The following is a 15,254-nucleotide window of genomic DNA, read 5'->3' on the forward strand; positions in this document are numbered from 1 at the left end:
GTGGGTTCCTTTCGCAGGTGTGAGGGGTCTACGGCCGGTGCGGTGGGCGGACGGGTCAGCGGACGAAGAAGTCCTGGTTGGTGCCCGGTGCGTTCTTGCACGGCCACTGGTCCAACTGCTGGCCCTGGGTGCTGCCGGCGCCGTAGACGTCCAGGCACAGACCGCTGTTGCGGTTCTGGAAGGCGTAGGAGCCGTCGGACTGGCGCACGGGCAGCCAGAGGCCGTTGGCCGCTGTGCCAGGGGGTTGCTGCACGATGTCCGGGGTGCCTGCCGTCGTAGAGCTGCCCGCGACCGCCACGTCCTGGCCGGAGTTCTGGGCGCGCAGTTCGCCGTAGCCGCCCGAGGCCGGCGCGAACTGGAACTGCTGGTTGCTCTGCCCGTTGCAGGTCCACTGGTCGATCGCGGCGCCCGCGCTGCCCGAGTTGCCGTAGACGTCCAGGCACAAGTTGTCGTGGGCGACGACGAGTTGGTGGTAGCCGGCCGGGAAGCCCTCGCCGCCGGCGGAGGCGGGGGTGAGATAGACGGCGAACGCGTCGTGCGCGGCCTGGAACGTCAACGGCACGGTGATCGAGCCGCCCGAGGCGCTCACGTTCTGGTCGTAGACGGTCAGGGGCGCGGCGAGCGGTGCCTGGTCCGGGATGCGGTGCACGGTGACGTGCACACTGCCGGCGTTCGTCAGCCAGGGCACGGACGACAGCCCGTTGAAGGTCACGGACGCGGTACCGGAGTTGCCGTTGGCGTCGCCGATGATCGCCACCGCGCGCTTGTCGGTGGCGTCCTCGGAGGCCGCGATGGCGGTCGAGCCGACCTGGCCGGAGGTGTCGACGAGGGTGCCGGTCAGGTCGGCGTAGTCGCGCAGCGCCCACCAGTTGCCCGTGGGCTGCCAGCTGCCTCCGCTCTGGGTGAGGACTCCCGTCAGGTTGGGGGTGACGCAGCAGACCCAGTTGCCGCGCATCGCGTTGGTGTACCCGGACTGTGCGAACCGCGCCAGGTACCAGGCCGTCACCCCGGCGGTCTGCCGGTCGGCGGGCTGGTACTCGTTCGCGGACAGCGGCCGGGGGCCGATGCCGGCCGTGGTCAGGGCGCTGTTGAGGGACTGGGAGACGGTGACCGGGTCGTCGACATCGCCTTCGTCGTGGTTGGTGATCATGTCCGGGACCGTCCCGGCCGCCTTCACGTGTGCGAGCCAGGTGCGCCATTCCCCCGGGTTGCGCTGCGGGGTGAAGGCGAGCGACGGCCCGACGATCTGCGCCGAGGGTGCGATGCGCCGGATCTCCCGGTAGGCGGTGTCCCACATCTGGAAGTACTGGGCGCTGTTGACACCCCGGGTCCAGAAGACGGAGATGTCCGGCTCGTTCCAGATGTCGTAGGCGAACGGCAGTCCGGTGGCCTGGAGCGCGCCCACCGTGGAGTCGATGAAGGCGATCCAGTTGGAACAGTCGCCGTTGTCGCACGGATACCTCGTGTCGGACGGCTGCCCGCCGTTGGCGCCGTAGATGTCACTGACCAGTACCTGGTACTGCGCGTGATACGGCGGCTGGGTGAGCCGTTTCGCCTGCGCGACGATGGAGTCGAGGTCGGCCCGAGTGGCCGATCCGTACTGGTAGTTGTCCTTGATCCAACCGCCGGAGAACCATCCGCCGCCGCGGAACGCGTTGATCCCCAGCGGCTTGATGAACTGGTCGGCCGGCTGGCTGCCGTCCTGCGTGAAGCCGTAGAGGAACCCCTCCCCCACTCCGGTCGACGGGCCGCGCGTCGAGGCGAGGTTGACGCTCAGCGCCTCGCCCGAGACGGCCCGGCTCTCGGCCGTCGCCGACAGCTGCAGCACGAACGCCAAGACGATGCCGACGGCCAGTACCAGACGGCCGGGTCTCGCTCTCGTCCTCATGCGGTCCTCCTGCGTCACGCGTCACGGGGTCAGCTCAGTGACCACTGCTGGTTGGATCCGCCGTTGCAGGTCCACAGTTCGACGGGGGTGCCGTTGGCGGTGGCGGCGCCGGTCACGTCCAGGCACAGGCCGGACTGGGCGCTGGTGATCGTGCCGTTGGCGTTGACGTTCCACTGCTGGTTGGCCTGGCCGTTGCAGGTCCAGGTGATGACCTTGGTGCCGGGGCTGGTGCCCTGGTTGGAGGCGTCCAGGCACAGCCGGCTGCTGCCGGAGTACACGGTGAGCTCGCGGGAGTCGGTCCGGGACCAGGTCTGGTTGGCCGTCCCGGCGCAGTCGCGGATCTGCGTCTGCGTGCCCGGGGTCGTGGACGCGCCCGGCACCTCCAGGCACTTGCCCGCGCCCACGGCGTGCAGCGCGGTCGACGTACCGCCACCGCCCCCGGCGCCGTAGCCGGCCGCGGTGATGCTTGCCTGAACGGCGTTCTCGGTGGCGTCGGAGGGGTAGCCCGCCGTCATCGCGCCCTCGAAGAACTCGCCCACGCCGTTGGGGCTGTTGTCTCCCCCGGTGCCGAGCAGGACCGAGCTGTCGACCTTCATCGGTGAATAGCCGTTCGGCAAGGGGCCGGAGAAGGTGGTGGTCAGGCCGCCGCTCGCGCCGTTGCCGTATTTGAGAGTGAAGTTGCTGGTGCCGTTGTTCTTCAGCCACGCGCTGACGAACGGGTAGTGCACACCGGGGTTGTTCGGGTCCTTGTTGGAGCCGGTGTTGGTGTGGAACATGCCGTTCTCCAGGTCGGCCTCGACCCACGGGCCGCTGCCGGTGCAGCCGCCGAACCAGCAGGCGTTGCCCCAGTAGATGGCGTTCATGGTGGCGTTGCCGGTGTCGGTGTGGGAGTTCTCACCGCTGCCGTAGTCGAAGCAGCACCACTGGTTCGTGTAGTTCGACGAGGTCACCATGTAGATGCCTACGGGCTGGGCCCCGGTGGGCACGCCCTTCGCGTGGTCGAGCCGGTAGCCGACACCGGGGGTGACCTTGACGCCGAAGACCTGGTGGCCGGCGGCGGTCACCGGCAGGGCCATGGCGTCCGCGCCGACATCGGATCCGTTGGGTCCCGGCCCCTTCCAGTAGCCGCCCCAGGAGATCGGCATGTCGTTGTGCTGGGCGGTCTGGTCGTAGATCTTCGTGATCGTGCACGATGTGCCGGAGCAGAACGACACCTGGGACGCGCCGTCCGCGTACCCGCCCGTGCTGAGCAGCCCGATGTCGCGGTAGCTGTGATCGGAGGCCCGCTGGATCTGGTACAGCGGGCCGTTGTACGACGCGAAGAGCGCCCTGGTCGTGGAGTGCGCCGTCACGCACGGCGTGCCGCCCGCGGAGTAGAGGTCGCACGGAAGCGACACGTCCGCCACGCGCTGGACCGCCGGACGGACGGCGGCCGCCGTTCCGGAGCGCGGTGACGTGGCGAACGCCGGGGCGCCGAACGCGGCCACGACCATCGCCAGGGCGACAAGGAGCACGGCTTTCCCCCGCCCGCGTGGGCGATCACCGGCTGGTCCGAGCATGGAGACCTCCTCCAGGTTTGTATGCGGAGTCATCCCAACGTCCACCGCTGGCTGCTGCCGCCGTTGCAGGTCCGCAGCTCGGCGAGGGTGCCGTCGGCGGTGGCCCCTCCGGCGACGTCCAGGCACAGGCCCGACTGGACGCCGGTGATCGTGCCGTCGGAGTTCAGCGTCCACTGCTGATTGCTCTGGCCGTTGCACGACCAGATCTCGACCTTGGTCCCTGGCGTGGTCTGGTTGTTGTAGGCGTCCAGGCACCTCTGGCTGCTGCCGGAGTAGACGGTGAACTGGTGGGACGCGGTGTGTGTCCAGGTCTGGTTGGCGCCGCCGTTGCAGCTCCAGATCTCCACCTGGGTACCGGCGGTCGTGGTCGAGCCGGGTACGTCCAGGCACTTGCCCGCACCCACGGCGTGCACCGCACCGGTCACGCTGGTGCCGCCGCCGCTGGTGCCGCCCGCGACCCGGTACATCACCGTGCCGTGCGCCGGTACCGAGGCACTGATCGTGCCCGAGGTGGTGGAGGACGCGCCCGACCACAGGTCGGTCAGGGTGTAGGCGGACGCCCCGGTCTTGCCGATCGCGGCCGCGGTGGTCGAGATGGTCGCCGTCGAGCCCGTCTCGTTGAACAGGGCCACGGACACATCCCCGTTGGCCAAGGGCTTGGCCAGCACGTCCCGGCCGCCCGAGGAGGAGACCAGGGTGCCCTGCTTGCCGAGGGGGTCCTGGTCGACCGCGATCACCCGGGGGTTGGTCAGGGTGGACAGGGTCTCCGCACTGGCCGAGGGGATGTCGGTGCCCGCGATCAGCGGCGCGGCCATCTCCGCCCACAGGCTGAACTCGCTGCGGCTCTCGGTGGCCGTCATCGAGCCGTTGCCGACCTCCAGCATGTCCGGGTCGTTCCAGTGGCCGGGCCCCGCGTAGGAGGCCAGTCCCACGTTGCTGTGGAAGATCGACAGCATGCTGGCGAAGTTGGCGCTGATGTCCCCGGTGGTGCGCCAGCTGTTGCCCACGCCGGCGCCCCAGGTCCACACGTTGTCCTGGCCCCAGTTGCACAGGCTGTACAGGATCGGCCGGCCGGTGGCCGCCAGGGCGTCCCGCATCGCGGTGTACCGGCTCTGCGCGGACACACCGTTGTTGTTGCAGTTGTCGTACTTCAGGTAGTCCACGCCCCACGACGCGAACGACTGGGCGTCCGTGGTCTCGTGGCCCAGGCTGCCCGGATACCCGGCGCAGGTGGCGGTGCCCGCGTCCTCGTAGATCCCCAGCTTCAGTCCCAGCGAGTGCACATAGTCGGCGGTCCCCTTGATGCCGTCCGGGAACTTGGCCGGGTCCGGCACCAGGTGCCCGCCGGAATCGCGGTTGTGGGTCATCCAGCAGTCGTCGATGTTCACGTAGGAGTAGCCCGCCGCCTGCATGCCATTGGTGTGCATCGCCTGCGCGGTGGACTTGATCAGCGACTCGGAGACGTTGCAGCCGTACGCGTTCCAGTCGTTGAAGCCCATCTGCGGGGTCAGTGCCAGCCCGTTGCCCAGCGCGGCGGCGGGCCGCGCCGTACCGAGGGAGATGAGGGGAATGCCCACGCAGAGCAGCGCTATGGAGAAGGCGGACGCCAACGTCCTGCGCAGGGACGCTCGCGGAAACCGCGGCAGGAGGTGTGCGACCCTCCTGATTATCATGCGCATGTCATTCACTCCTGGGCTGGGTTGCGGCAGAAGACGCCGTGGGACAGAAGGACTCAGCGGTATCCGGCCGCGATGACGTTGGCCTGGACCGCGTTGTCGGTCGCGTCGGAGGGGTAGCCGGCGACGATGGCGCCCTCGTAGAAGGTGCCGGCGCTCAGGTTGGCCCCGCCACCGGGCTTGCAGCAGTCACCGCCGCTGCCCAGAACGATGGCGCCCTGCTTCTTCATCGGGCTGTACCCGCCCGGCAGCGCACCGTCCCACAGAGTGGTCAGGCTGCCGGACTGCGCGTTGCCGCCCTTGAGGGCGAACCGCGACGTCCCGTTGTTCTTCAGCATCGCGGTGACGAACTTGACGGGGAAGGCGCGCTGGTTGCTGTTCCAGGACTGGCTGCCTCCGGAGTAGAGGCCCCATTCCAGGTCGGCCTGGACCCAGGGACCGCTTCCCGAGCAGCCGCCGAACCAGCACTGGGTGCCGAAATTGATGGCGTCCATGGCTCCGGCCGCGTCGGCCTTCCGCGTCGTCTCGCTGTTGCCGTAGTCGAAGCAGCAGCCGTTGTTGACGTGGGTGCCGCTGGTCACCATGTACGCCCCCTCGGGCGCGCTGCCGGTCGGCACTCCCGTCAGATGACCGTCCCGCCAGTAGCTGTTCCCGGGATTGATGTACAGCGAGTACGCCTTGGTGCCCCCGGCGGTCAGCGACTCGGAGGTCGCCTTGGCGGGACTGCTCTGACTCGATCCCGGAACCTGGGCGGACCCCTGGTACCACAGGTCGTTGCCGCGTCCGGACTGGTCGTAGACGACCGTGATCACACAGGAGGTGCCCCCGCAGAACGAGTCCTGGGCCGCCGCGTCGGCGAAGCCTCCGGCCGCCCGCACCCCGATGTTCCTGGTCGCGTTGTCCGAGGCCCGCCTGACCTGGTAGAGGCTGCCGCTGTACGAGCCGTAGAGCGCCCGTACGGTGCTGTGCGCGGCCACGCAGGGAGTGCCGCCCGTGGAGTAGAGGTCGCACGGGCCCTGTCCGCCGGGCGCGGGTGGAGGTGTCGGCGTGGTCCACTTCTGGTTGCTCTGACCGTTGCAGGTCCACAGGATGACCGCGGTGCCGTTGGCCGTGCCCGCCCCGTTGACGTCCAGGCACAGGCCGGACTGGACACCGGTGACGGACCCGTCGGCGTTCTGCCGCCACGCCTGGTTCGACTGGCCGTTGCACGACCAGATGATCACGGGGGTTCCCGGCGCGGTCCGGTTGCCGTAGGCGTCCACGCACCGGGTGCCGCTCATCGTCCTCAGCTCGCCTGCCGAGGTGAACTCGAACGCCTGGTTCGGCCGGCTGTCACAGTCCTGGATGTCCAGCGCCGTTCCCGGCGTGTCGACGTTGCCCTTGACGTCCAGACACCGGCCCGACGCCGAACTCACCAGGGGCTCCGGCGTCGATGCCGGAGCGGGTGCGGGCGCGGACCATGCCTGCGAAGTCGCCGGCATCATGGCCAGCAGTGCCATCACGCCTGTGACGGCGAACGCCGGTAAGCGGCGTCTGCGAGCCGTGGAACTCCGACGGGAAAGGGGTGAAGGCCGCATTCTGTTCCTCGCGGATGTGGGGGAAGGGGACAGAGAGTGCTGTGCCTGGCCGAACAGGTTGTTCTGGAACGCCGCCGCCACCGGCATGGCTGCGGGATCCCGGCGCTTCGTGGCGGTCGAGGACGCTCAAGAGCATCCACAGAAACCACTCAGACATCCCATGTCTTAGTGATTCCACAGGTCCATCATCGAGTCAATACGCTCAACACCCCCAATCGAACTCTTAACCATCCCATGTATTGCGCCTGGTCAGAACGTTCTGCAGGCACGCCGGAGCCCGCGTCCGGCGACGGCCGCCGTGCCAGACGCGGGTGTACGTTCCGGTCACTCCGAACCGATCCGGGGGAAGGAACGCGCGCAGCGCACCGGGTCACCTCATCTGAAGCTCCAGTGCTGGTTGGCGCCGCCGTTGGAGTCCCAGATCTGCACCGGGGCCCCGTTGCCGTTCTGCCCGCTGGGGATCTCCAGCGCCCGGCCCGAAGCGACGTTGATCAGGGTGTACGAACCGTCGCCGTTCTGACTCGCCCGCCAGTGCTGGTTCGCACCGCCGTTGCCGTCCCAGATCTCCATCCGGGTGCCGTTGCCCGTCCGGCCGCCGGGCTCGTCCAGGACCCGGCCGCTGGCGATGTTCGTCAACGTGTAGGAGCCGTCGCCGTTCTGACTCGCCCGCCACTGCTGATTCGCACCGCCGTTGGCGTCCCAGACCTGCAGGAGCGTGCCGTTCGCCGTCTGGCCCCCCGGCACGTCCAGCACCCGGCCCGCTGCGACGTCTGTCAGCGAGTACACCTGTCCCGAGACGATGCCTCCGCCCGGATTCCCCGTACCTCCGCCGAGCGCCGCGAGCGACGCGTCGTAGGCCGGCTTCTTGTTGCCGTTGCTGTCGAACAGCAGCGGATTCTCCCCCGTCCGCCACGAATCGCTGTCCCTGATCCCCCACACCGTGATGCCGGTGCAGCGCGCGACGTTCATGCAGGCCCGCACCGTGTTGCCGTACGCGGTGGCCGACGCCTGGGCGATGTCGAGTTCGGTGATCTGGACGTCGACACCGAGGGCGGCGAAGCTGGACAGCGTGGTCTGGAAGCTCGACGGCGGGCCGCCGGATCCGAAGTGGCTCTGGAGGCCGACACAGTCGATGGGCACGCCTCGCGCCTTGAAGTCCTTGACCATGTTGTAGACGCCCTGCGTCTTGGCGTCGCTCCAGTTCTCGATGTTGTAGTCGTTGTAGCAGAGCTTGGCGGACGGGTCGGCGGCCCGGGCGGTGCGGAACGCCTCTTCGATGAAGCCGTTGCCGAGCACGTTCTGGAAGACCGAGCTGCGGTGCTGACCGCTGCCGCCGTCGGCGAACGCCTCGTTGACCACGTCCCAGGCGTAGACCTTGCCCTTGAAGTGGTTCATCTCGGTGGTGATGTGGTTGTTCATCACACTGCGCAGCGTGCCTGCGTCACCGATGGAGCTGACCCAGCCGGGCAGCTGCCCGTGCCACACCAGGGTGTGACCGCGCATCCGCTGCCCGTGTGCGGTGGCGTGGCTGACGATCCGGTCGGCCGGGCCGAAGTTGAAGCTGCCGCGGGACGGTTCGGTGGTGTCCCACTTCATCTCGTTCTCCGGAGTGATCATGTTGAATTCCCGGTCGAGAATCGTGGCGTACGTCGAGTCGCCGAGCTTTCCGGCGGCCACGGCCGCACCGAAATAGCGGCCGCTGTCGGCCGCGGCTGCGCCCAGCGTGCCGGAAGCCGCGTGCGCGGCCGGGTTCGCCGGGCCGGCCAGGGCCAGTGCCGTGCCGGCCAGCAGGCCGGTGGCCGAGGCCAGGGCCCTGCGGAGCAGGGGGTCCTTGTCGATCCAGGGCATCCGGGATCAACCTCCTTGTACGGGGGGGAAGAGAGGGGTGGGCGCCGGCCACGGGACCGGGGCCTCGGTGGAGCGCACTCACGTGCTCAGGAGACCGGCAGAGCGGTCCACTGCTGGTTCGTTCCGCCGTTGCAGTCCCACAGGACCAGCTGCGTACCGTCGGCGGTGGACGCGTTGGGGTCGTCGAGGCAGCGCCCGGAGACCGGGTTGCGGTAGCCGCCGTTGTACGCCTGCCATTGCTGGTTGGTGCCGCCGTTGCAGTCCCAGATCACGATCTTGGTGCCGTTGGCGGTACCGCGGCCGGTGGCATCGAGGCACTTCCCGAGCGCCCGCAGGGTGCCGTCGGTACGCGCCGACCACGTCTGCGCGACGGAGCCGTCACAGGACCGGATCTCCGCGGCGGTCCCGTTGGCGCTGTTGCCGCCGCTCACCCCCAGGCACTTGCCCGCGATCCCGGAACGCACCTGCCCGACCGCGGAATCCGGCGGCTTGATCCAGCCCGCCGCGTCCGCCGCCTGGATGCCCGCGTTGAAGGCGTCCGCCATCTTGCTGAAGCCGTTGTCGTTGGGGTGCAGGGCGTCGGACAGGTCCGCGGCGGTCAGGGCGCTCATGTCCACCAGGCGTACGTGCTTGCCGGCCGCCTGCTCGGCCTGGACGATCCCGGGCAACTTGGCGTTGAACGCGGGCCTGTTGGCCTCCTCCGTGCCGCTGGTGGAGATGATCACGGTGCCGACGAGAACGGTCGCGTCGGGGACGGCCCTGGTGATCTGGTCGATGAGCGCGTGGAGCCGGTCGGCGGCGGTCGGGATCTGGTAGTTGCCGTTCAGGTCGTTGGTGCCGATCTCCAGGGTGACCACGTTCGGCCGGTACCGTGCCAGCACGGAGTCCGCGATGCCGGCGATCTGGTCGATCCGCCAGCCGGAGTGGCCTTCGTTGTCGGGGTCGGACATGGTGCCGTTGCGCCCTGAGCCGACGAAGTCGAGGGTGTGTCCCGCGGCGGTCAGCTTGTTCCCGAGGAAGCTGCGGTAGCTGTTCCCGGACGGGCTGCCGACGCCCCAGGTGATCGAGTCGCCCAACGGCATCAGCCGCAAGGGCGTGGGCGCTGCGACCTGTGGTGCGGAGGGGGGTGCCTCGGCGGCGGTGGCCGCGGCGGGCCACGCGGCGCCCATGCCGAGGGTGGCCGCCAGTGCCGCGGCCAAGGGTGCCCAGTACTTCCTCATCTGCGTTCCTCACGGGTGCGGGACAGTGGGTGGGGGTGAACGAATCGCCGGTCCATGCAGGCGTACTGGGGGCGCGAGCAGGTCAGCGGGGGGTGAAGTCCTGGTTGGTGTCGGTGCCGGGTGTGTTCTTGCACGGCCACTGGTCCGGTCGCCGACCCGGGGCGCTGCTGCCGCCGTGCAGGTCGAGACACAGTGGGCCGTTGTGGTTCTCGAAGGCATACGAGCCGTCGGACAGCTGCACCAGCAGCCACAGTGCGGTGGCTGCTCCGTTGGCGGACTGCTGCACGATGTTCGGCGTACCGGCGGTCGTGAAACCACCCCGTAGCCCCGGGAATTGGTGTTCCACGCCGGCTGCTGCACGGTGAGGGTTCCGGAGACCGGCCACGGGCTGGAGCCGCTTTCCTCAGCCGAGGCTCCATCGCTGGTTGGAGCCGCCGTTGCAGGTCCACAGTTCGGCCAGGGCTCCGTTCGCCGTGGAGGCGCCGGTGACGTCGAGGCAGAGTCCGGACTGGGTGCCGGTGATCGTGCCGTCGGAGTTCAGCCGCCACTGCTGGTTGGCGCCGCCGTTGCAGGGCCAGGTCACCACCTTGGCCCCGGCGGTGGTCTGGTTGTTGTACGCGTCCAGACACAGCTGGCTGCTGCCGCTGTACACGGTCAACTGGTCGGAGGACGTGCGGGTCCAGCTCTGGTTGGCGCCGCCGTTGCAGTCCCAGATCTGCAGCTGCGTGCCGGCCGTGGTGGACGAGTTCGGCACGTCCAGGCACTTGCCCGCGCCCACCGCGTGCAGCGCGCCGGTGTCCGTCCCGCCGGTCGTGTTGCTGTAGCCGGCCGCGGTGATGTTGGCCTGCACCGCGTTCTCGGTGGCGTCCGACGGGTAGCCGGAGGTCATCACGCCCTCGTAGAAGGTGCCTTGTGCGCCCTTGCTGTTGTCACCGCCGATGCCCAGGATGATGGCGCCCTGCTTACGCATCGGGTTGTAGCCCGCGACGTTGGGGCGCACGCCGTCGTAGAACGTGGACAGGCCGCCCGACTGCGCGTTGCCGCCACGGATCGCCCAGTGGTTCGGGCCCGCCTTTGACGATGGCGGTCGTGTACCGGTAGTTGATGGTCGGGTCGTTCGCGTTGTAGTGCTGGTTCACCCCGGAGAACAGGCCGTTCTCCAGATCGGCCATGATCCAGGGGCCGTTGCCCGAGCCGTAGCCCCAGACCTTGATGTTGCCGAAGTAGATGGCCTCCATGGTGCCGTTGCCGTCGTCGTTGTTGTCCGTCTCGGCATTGCCGTAGTCGAAGCAGCAGCCGCCGTTGTAGTGCGTGCCGTCGAAGATCGCGTACATGCCCTCGGGGTTGTCCCCGGTCGCGATGCCGTTGGTGTGGTTGTTGCGGTAGCCCGTTCCGGGTGCCACGAAGACGCCGTAGGCCTTGTGACCGCCGACCATGGTGGGCGCGGCCGTCGCGTTCGCGAGGTTGTCGGGACCACCCGCGGCACCGCCGCCGGGCGCCTGGGTGAGGTGGTTGGCGCGACCTGACTGGTCATAGATGATCGAGATCAGGCAGGTCGTCCCCGCGCAGAACGAGTCCTGCGCGGCGGCGTCGGCGTAGCCGCCCGCGCTCAGGACTCCGACGTCGCGGGTGGCGTTGTCCGAGGCACGCCGGACCTGGTAGAGCGGCCCGTTGTACGAGGCGTACAACGCCCGCGTCGTGCTGTGGGCGGCCACACAGGGCGTCCCTCCTGCCGCGTAGAGATCGCATGGTCCGGACGTGGCGGCCCGGGCCGTCCCGGTCGTGGCGCCGGCCAGTGCGCCGACGGCGAGCACGACTGCGGCCCCCGCCCCGGCGATTGTTTTCGGCCAAGGACTGCGGGAGCGCTCCCACGATTGCACAGATGCCTGGTCCAACTCATCTCCCGGCCTTCCGCGGCGCCGTATCGCAGCAAGCAGCCCTTGGATGCCACCGCGCCCGAACAGCGCGTGGCGGCTCGTACCTGTCGTTCCCATCCGATCTCCCTACCGTGCCGGCGGAACCCAGTCGGGTTCTGTGCTGGTGGCGCTGACGACTGCGCAAGCGCTTGGAGGTGCCGAACTTTCAGGGGGATTGCAGAGAGGTTTCGGGGGGAGACGGTGCTCTCGATTCCGCAGTGCTGTCAAGGGTCCTGACTCCCCCGTCCGCCCCGGACAACGAATCGGTTCGATCGCCGATCTCCCCGGATCCCCGTCGAACGGCCCGCTCGAGCAGATCCCGCGTGACAGTGGACGAGCTGCGCGGCAGGCCCGCACGCCGACTCTGCTCGGCGAGTCGCGCGGGTCGGACCGGCGGCGGGCCGCAATCGCTCGGACATCCCCTGCAACGCCACTGACCTGGTACGTGGCCGCCGAACAGCGGTTGACGAGGGGACAGTGCGCACGGCACCGGCCAGCGAGACGGCCCCCGACCCGTCCCCGGGCGCCCTCTTCGGCGTGCGGGACGCCATTGCCCCCACCCCTCGCCGGTCGTACCATCTCGTCGAAGCGCTTGCGCGGAACCGATTCGATTCCCGCCTTCCCGCAATAGGTGAGACGCGGAACGTGTGACGGGCCCGGCAGCCCGGTGCCGCTCCCGCGTGCCTGTGGGGCTCGGGTGTTGTGATTCTGCGTCACTTTCGTACGGCAGAGCGGCACTTCGGCGCGGCAGTGCGGCACTTCGGCGCGGCAGTGCGGCACTTCGGCGCGGTGGTGCGGCGCTTCGGCGCGGTGGTGCGGCGCTTCAGTGCTGGGACGCACGGATGGGCGCGCCTTTCCCTGGGCCGGCATCCGGAAGCGGTCGCCCTGTGGAACGCTTCCGGCGGAGACGTCGGCCGTGGCGCGGAGGAGGGCGCGGGGTTCGTAGCGGCTGAGGCCGGCAAGGGCGGGCTGATCGAGGCGGATCCGGTGGTTCAAGGGCCAGATCTGGCCGTCGTGGGCGCGACCGCAGAGGTGGAGGTCGATGCCCGCGGCTGCCACCCGGTCGGTGAACTCGGGCTGGAGCGCCAGGAGCAGGACGGGCGGGTGCGGGTCAGCGCCGTCCAGGGCCCGGCGAGTTGGGCGCGGTGGCCCGCCGGCGGCGTTTGCCACCCCCATCGGCACCCAGGTAGCTGCCGACATGGTCGATCGCCAGACTGACCGACCGGTTCGCTCGGGACCGGCCTCGGTCATGAATCTGTCGGTCCGGCGACCACGCCCGTCCACCAGGCCCGCTTTTGCATGACCCGCAGGCCGACGCCGCGCGGGGACCACCGGACACGACGGGTCGCAGCCCCGCATGCCAGGTGGCTCAGCCGACGAGCGCACGGGTACACGGCTTGCCGCCGTCCGCCCCATCCCCGCCGGGCGCCGACCGGCCTGGTAGCGCCCTGGGGTGGCGACGGTGTCCGGTTTCCGCGACGGCGTGGATCGAGTCGACGGCGCGGGTCGAGTCGCCGAAGTCATCGAACGCGGCGTGGAAAACCACGCCACCGCCACCGGCCCCATCCCACGAGGCCGGTGAGTCTTGGGACACGCTTTACGCGACACATGCAACTGCAACCCGCGCCGTCTCTGTCTGACAGGAAGACGGGCCCGTCAGGGCCGAAGAGCGAGAAAACGGGGCAGTTCGTGGGACGGCGCAAGAACAGCATATGGGTCGCATTCGTCACGGGTGTGATGCTGGTGGGCGCGAGCGCCTGCGGCGGGGGCGGCAGTGACAAGGCGAGCGGCGACGACGCAAAGGCGTCGGGAAAGCCGAGTGCGAGCACCTCCCCGTCACCCACGAAACCTGCGGGCCCGCCGATGCTGCTGGAGACCATCACCCCGCAGACGGGAACGACGGTCGGCGTCGCCATGCCCATCTCGGTGATCTTCACGAACCCTGTGGCGGCCAAGGCCCGAGCCACAGTGGAGAAGCACATGAAGGTGAGCGCCTCACAGACGGTGGCCGGCGCCTGGCACTGGATGGGCGACAAGCGTGCCGACTGGCGCCCGAAGACGTACTGGCCCTCCGGCACGACGGTGAGGATCGACGCCGATATGACAGGCGTCAGCAATGGCAACGGACGCTACGGCGTGCACAGTTACACGCACACGTTCAAGGTTGGTGACGATGTGCGTGCGGACGTCTCGGTGACCGGCCACACCATGAAGGTCACCCGCAACGGCGCTCCGGTGCGTACCCTGTCCATCAACGCGGGCAGCGCCGAGTACCCGACGTGGGACGGCACGATGGCCGTCATCGACAAGCAGGAAAAGGTCCACATGACCTCCTGCAGCGTCGGAATCAGCTGTGACAAGGGCAACCCGAACTACTACGACCTGACACTGCCCTGGGACATCCACCTCACCCAGTCCGGCACCTACGTCCACTACTCCACCGGCGACCCCAACCCGGGCAGCGGCAGCGCCCGCGGCTCGCACGGCTGCGTGCACCTGTCCCTGTCGGACGCCAAGTGGTTCTACGAACAGGTCAAGCAGGGCGACCCCGTCACCGTCACCGGCTCACCCCGCGGCAAAGCCCCGGCCGACAACGGCTACGCCGATTTCAACCTGGATTGGGACCAGTGGCTCGCCGGCAGCGCAACCGGCGAGCAGACGACCGCCACCCTTTGAGTGTGTCGGCGACAGCTGTGCGAGCAGGCGGTAGGCATCGTGATGCGGACCAGGAAACCGCCGAGAGTATCGTCCGGTCCCTCGCGCCTGGCACCCGGCGCGAGGGCGCCAGGGCGCCAGGGCCGACGCCTTGATGGTGAAAAGGGGAGCTTCCGCCCAACCGCCTTCACCCGTACACGCTGAAGTGATCTCCGTCTCGCCGTGCTGTCGCGGGCATGCCCGGTTCGCATGCCGTCGGTTGGCTAGACGACCGTCTTGCAGTACACGGCGTGCCCGTGATCACGAGCGCGGCAGGCGAGGGCGCGAAACGCGGCGATGGTGTCCTGGACATCGATGAAGTCGGCGAACGGGGCTTCGGGGATGTCGAACCACTGAAGTGCCAGCAGCGGCAGGTGTTCGTCATGGATCTCGGCGAGCGTTGCGATCCATTCGTCGGGCAGTCGTTGCAGGAGCAGGCCGGTCTCCCAAGGGGAGTCCTGTCCTGGCCTGTCCTCTCCCTGCGGCCACAACCTCTCGTCTGGCCAGACGAGCGCAGGTGCGGTGGCATGGACGTCGAAAGGCACTCCTTTGGCAAAGGCTACGAGCTGCCCCAGCACGACGTTCGGATCGAGGCCCTTGGCGTCGAACCAATCGGCGTCGTGATCGTTGAGACCAGCTCCGGAGTGCTGATCCCAGTTTCCGCCGGGCCCGACGGACCAGTCGACCGCGGCAGAGGCGTCCGGTGCCCGGAAGTAGTCATGGAGTATGCCCATGGCCTGAAGCGTAGCGACCACGTATCACGCGGATTTGGAGACGGGATGGTCAAGGACGCCGGTGGGAGCGGAGGCTGGCCCTGACGGACAGACGGGCCGCGACGTGCGCGCGCCTGGCTTCTGCGCGGCCGGCTCCTACTTC

9 protein-coding genes and 2 pseudogenes are annotated in these 15,254 nt (G+C 69.0%); 2 read left to right on the forward strand and 9 right to left on the reverse strand.

Annotated elements, in window-relative coordinates:
* Positions 1 to 55: 55 nt before the first annotated feature.
* From DI272_RS00810 to DI272_RS00845, 8 genes and pseudogenes are all read right to left on the reverse strand, one after another.
* A complete protein-coding gene (locus DI272_RS00810) occupies positions 56 to 1,888 on the reverse strand; it encodes an RICIN domain-containing protein (protein ID WP_109493212.1) in 1,833 nt (610 codons plus the stop codon).
* A gap of 29 nt (positions 1,889 to 1,917) precedes the next feature.
* Positions 1,918 to 3,447 carry an arabinofuranosidase catalytic domain-containing protein gene (locus DI272_RS00815; protein WP_109493213.1) on the reverse strand — a complete coding sequence of 510 codons (1,530 nt, stop codon included), beginning with the start codon at positions 3,445 to 3,447 and terminating at the stop codon, positions 1,918 to 1,920.
* 29 nt (positions 3,448 to 3,476) lie between these two features.
* Positions 3,477 to 5,120, reverse strand: a complete 1,644-nt coding sequence (locus tag DI272_RS00820; protein WP_219933880.1) for a glycoside hydrolase family 27 protein — start codon at positions 5,118 to 5,120, stop codon at positions 3,477 to 3,479.
* A gap of 59 nt (positions 5,121 to 5,179) precedes the next feature.
* Positions 5,180 to 6,622, reverse strand: a complete 1,443-nt coding sequence (locus DI272_RS00825) for an arabinofuranosidase catalytic domain-containing protein (RefSeq protein WP_109493214.1) — start codon at positions 6,620 to 6,622, stop codon at positions 5,180 to 5,182.
* Between the two features lie 456 nt (positions 6,623 to 7,078).
* A pseudogene (locus DI272_RS00830) lies at positions 7,079 to 8,548 on the reverse strand (endo-1,4-beta-xylanase); the annotation flags it as partial.
* Positions 8,549 to 8,634: 86 nt separating this feature from the next.
* Positions 8,635 to 9,768 carry an SGNH/GDSL hydrolase family protein gene (locus tag DI272_RS00835; protein ID WP_109493216.1) on the reverse strand — a complete coding sequence of 378 codons (1,134 nt, stop codon included), beginning with the start codon at positions 9,766 to 9,768 and terminating at the stop codon, positions 8,635 to 8,637.
* An 82-nt stretch (positions 9,769 to 9,850) separates the two neighbouring features.
* On the reverse strand, positions 9,851 to 10,114 hold the full coding sequence (locus DI272_RS00840; RefSeq protein WP_181387039.1) for an RICIN domain-containing protein: 264 nt from the start codon (positions 10,112 to 10,114) through the stop codon (positions 9,851 to 9,853).
* Between the two features lie 57 nt (positions 10,115 to 10,171).
* Positions 10,172 to 11,762, reverse strand: a pseudogene (locus DI272_RS00845) (arabinofuranosidase catalytic domain-containing protein).
* A gap of 624 nt (positions 11,763 to 12,386) precedes the next feature.
* On the opposite strand from DI272_RS00845, the gene DI272_RS44340 reads away from it, so the two are divergent.
* Positions 12,387 to 12,902 carry a hypothetical protein gene (locus tag DI272_RS44340; RefSeq protein ID WP_181387040.1) on the forward strand — a complete coding sequence of 172 codons (516 nt, stop codon included), beginning with the start codon at positions 12,387 to 12,389 and terminating at the stop codon, positions 12,900 to 12,902.
* Between the two features lie 519 nt (positions 12,903 to 13,421).
* Positions 13,422 to 14,360 carry an Ig-like domain-containing protein gene (locus DI272_RS00855; RefSeq protein ID WP_109493218.1) on the forward strand — a complete coding sequence of 313 codons (939 nt, stop codon included), beginning with the start codon at positions 13,422 to 13,424 and terminating at the stop codon, positions 14,358 to 14,360.
* A gap of 242 nt (positions 14,361 to 14,602) precedes the next feature.
* On the opposite strand, the gene DI272_RS00860 is transcribed toward DI272_RS00855, so the two are convergent.
* Entirely contained in the window at positions 14,603 to 15,112 is a 510-nt protein-coding gene (locus DI272_RS00860) for a hypothetical protein (RefSeq protein WP_146238295.1), read from the reverse strand.
* Positions 15,113 to 15,254: the final 142 nt, after the last annotated feature.

This window comes from Streptomyces sp. Act143, assembly GCF_003143935.1.
Lineage (GTDB): Bacteria > Actinomycetota > Actinomycetes > Streptomycetales > Streptomycetaceae > Streptomyces.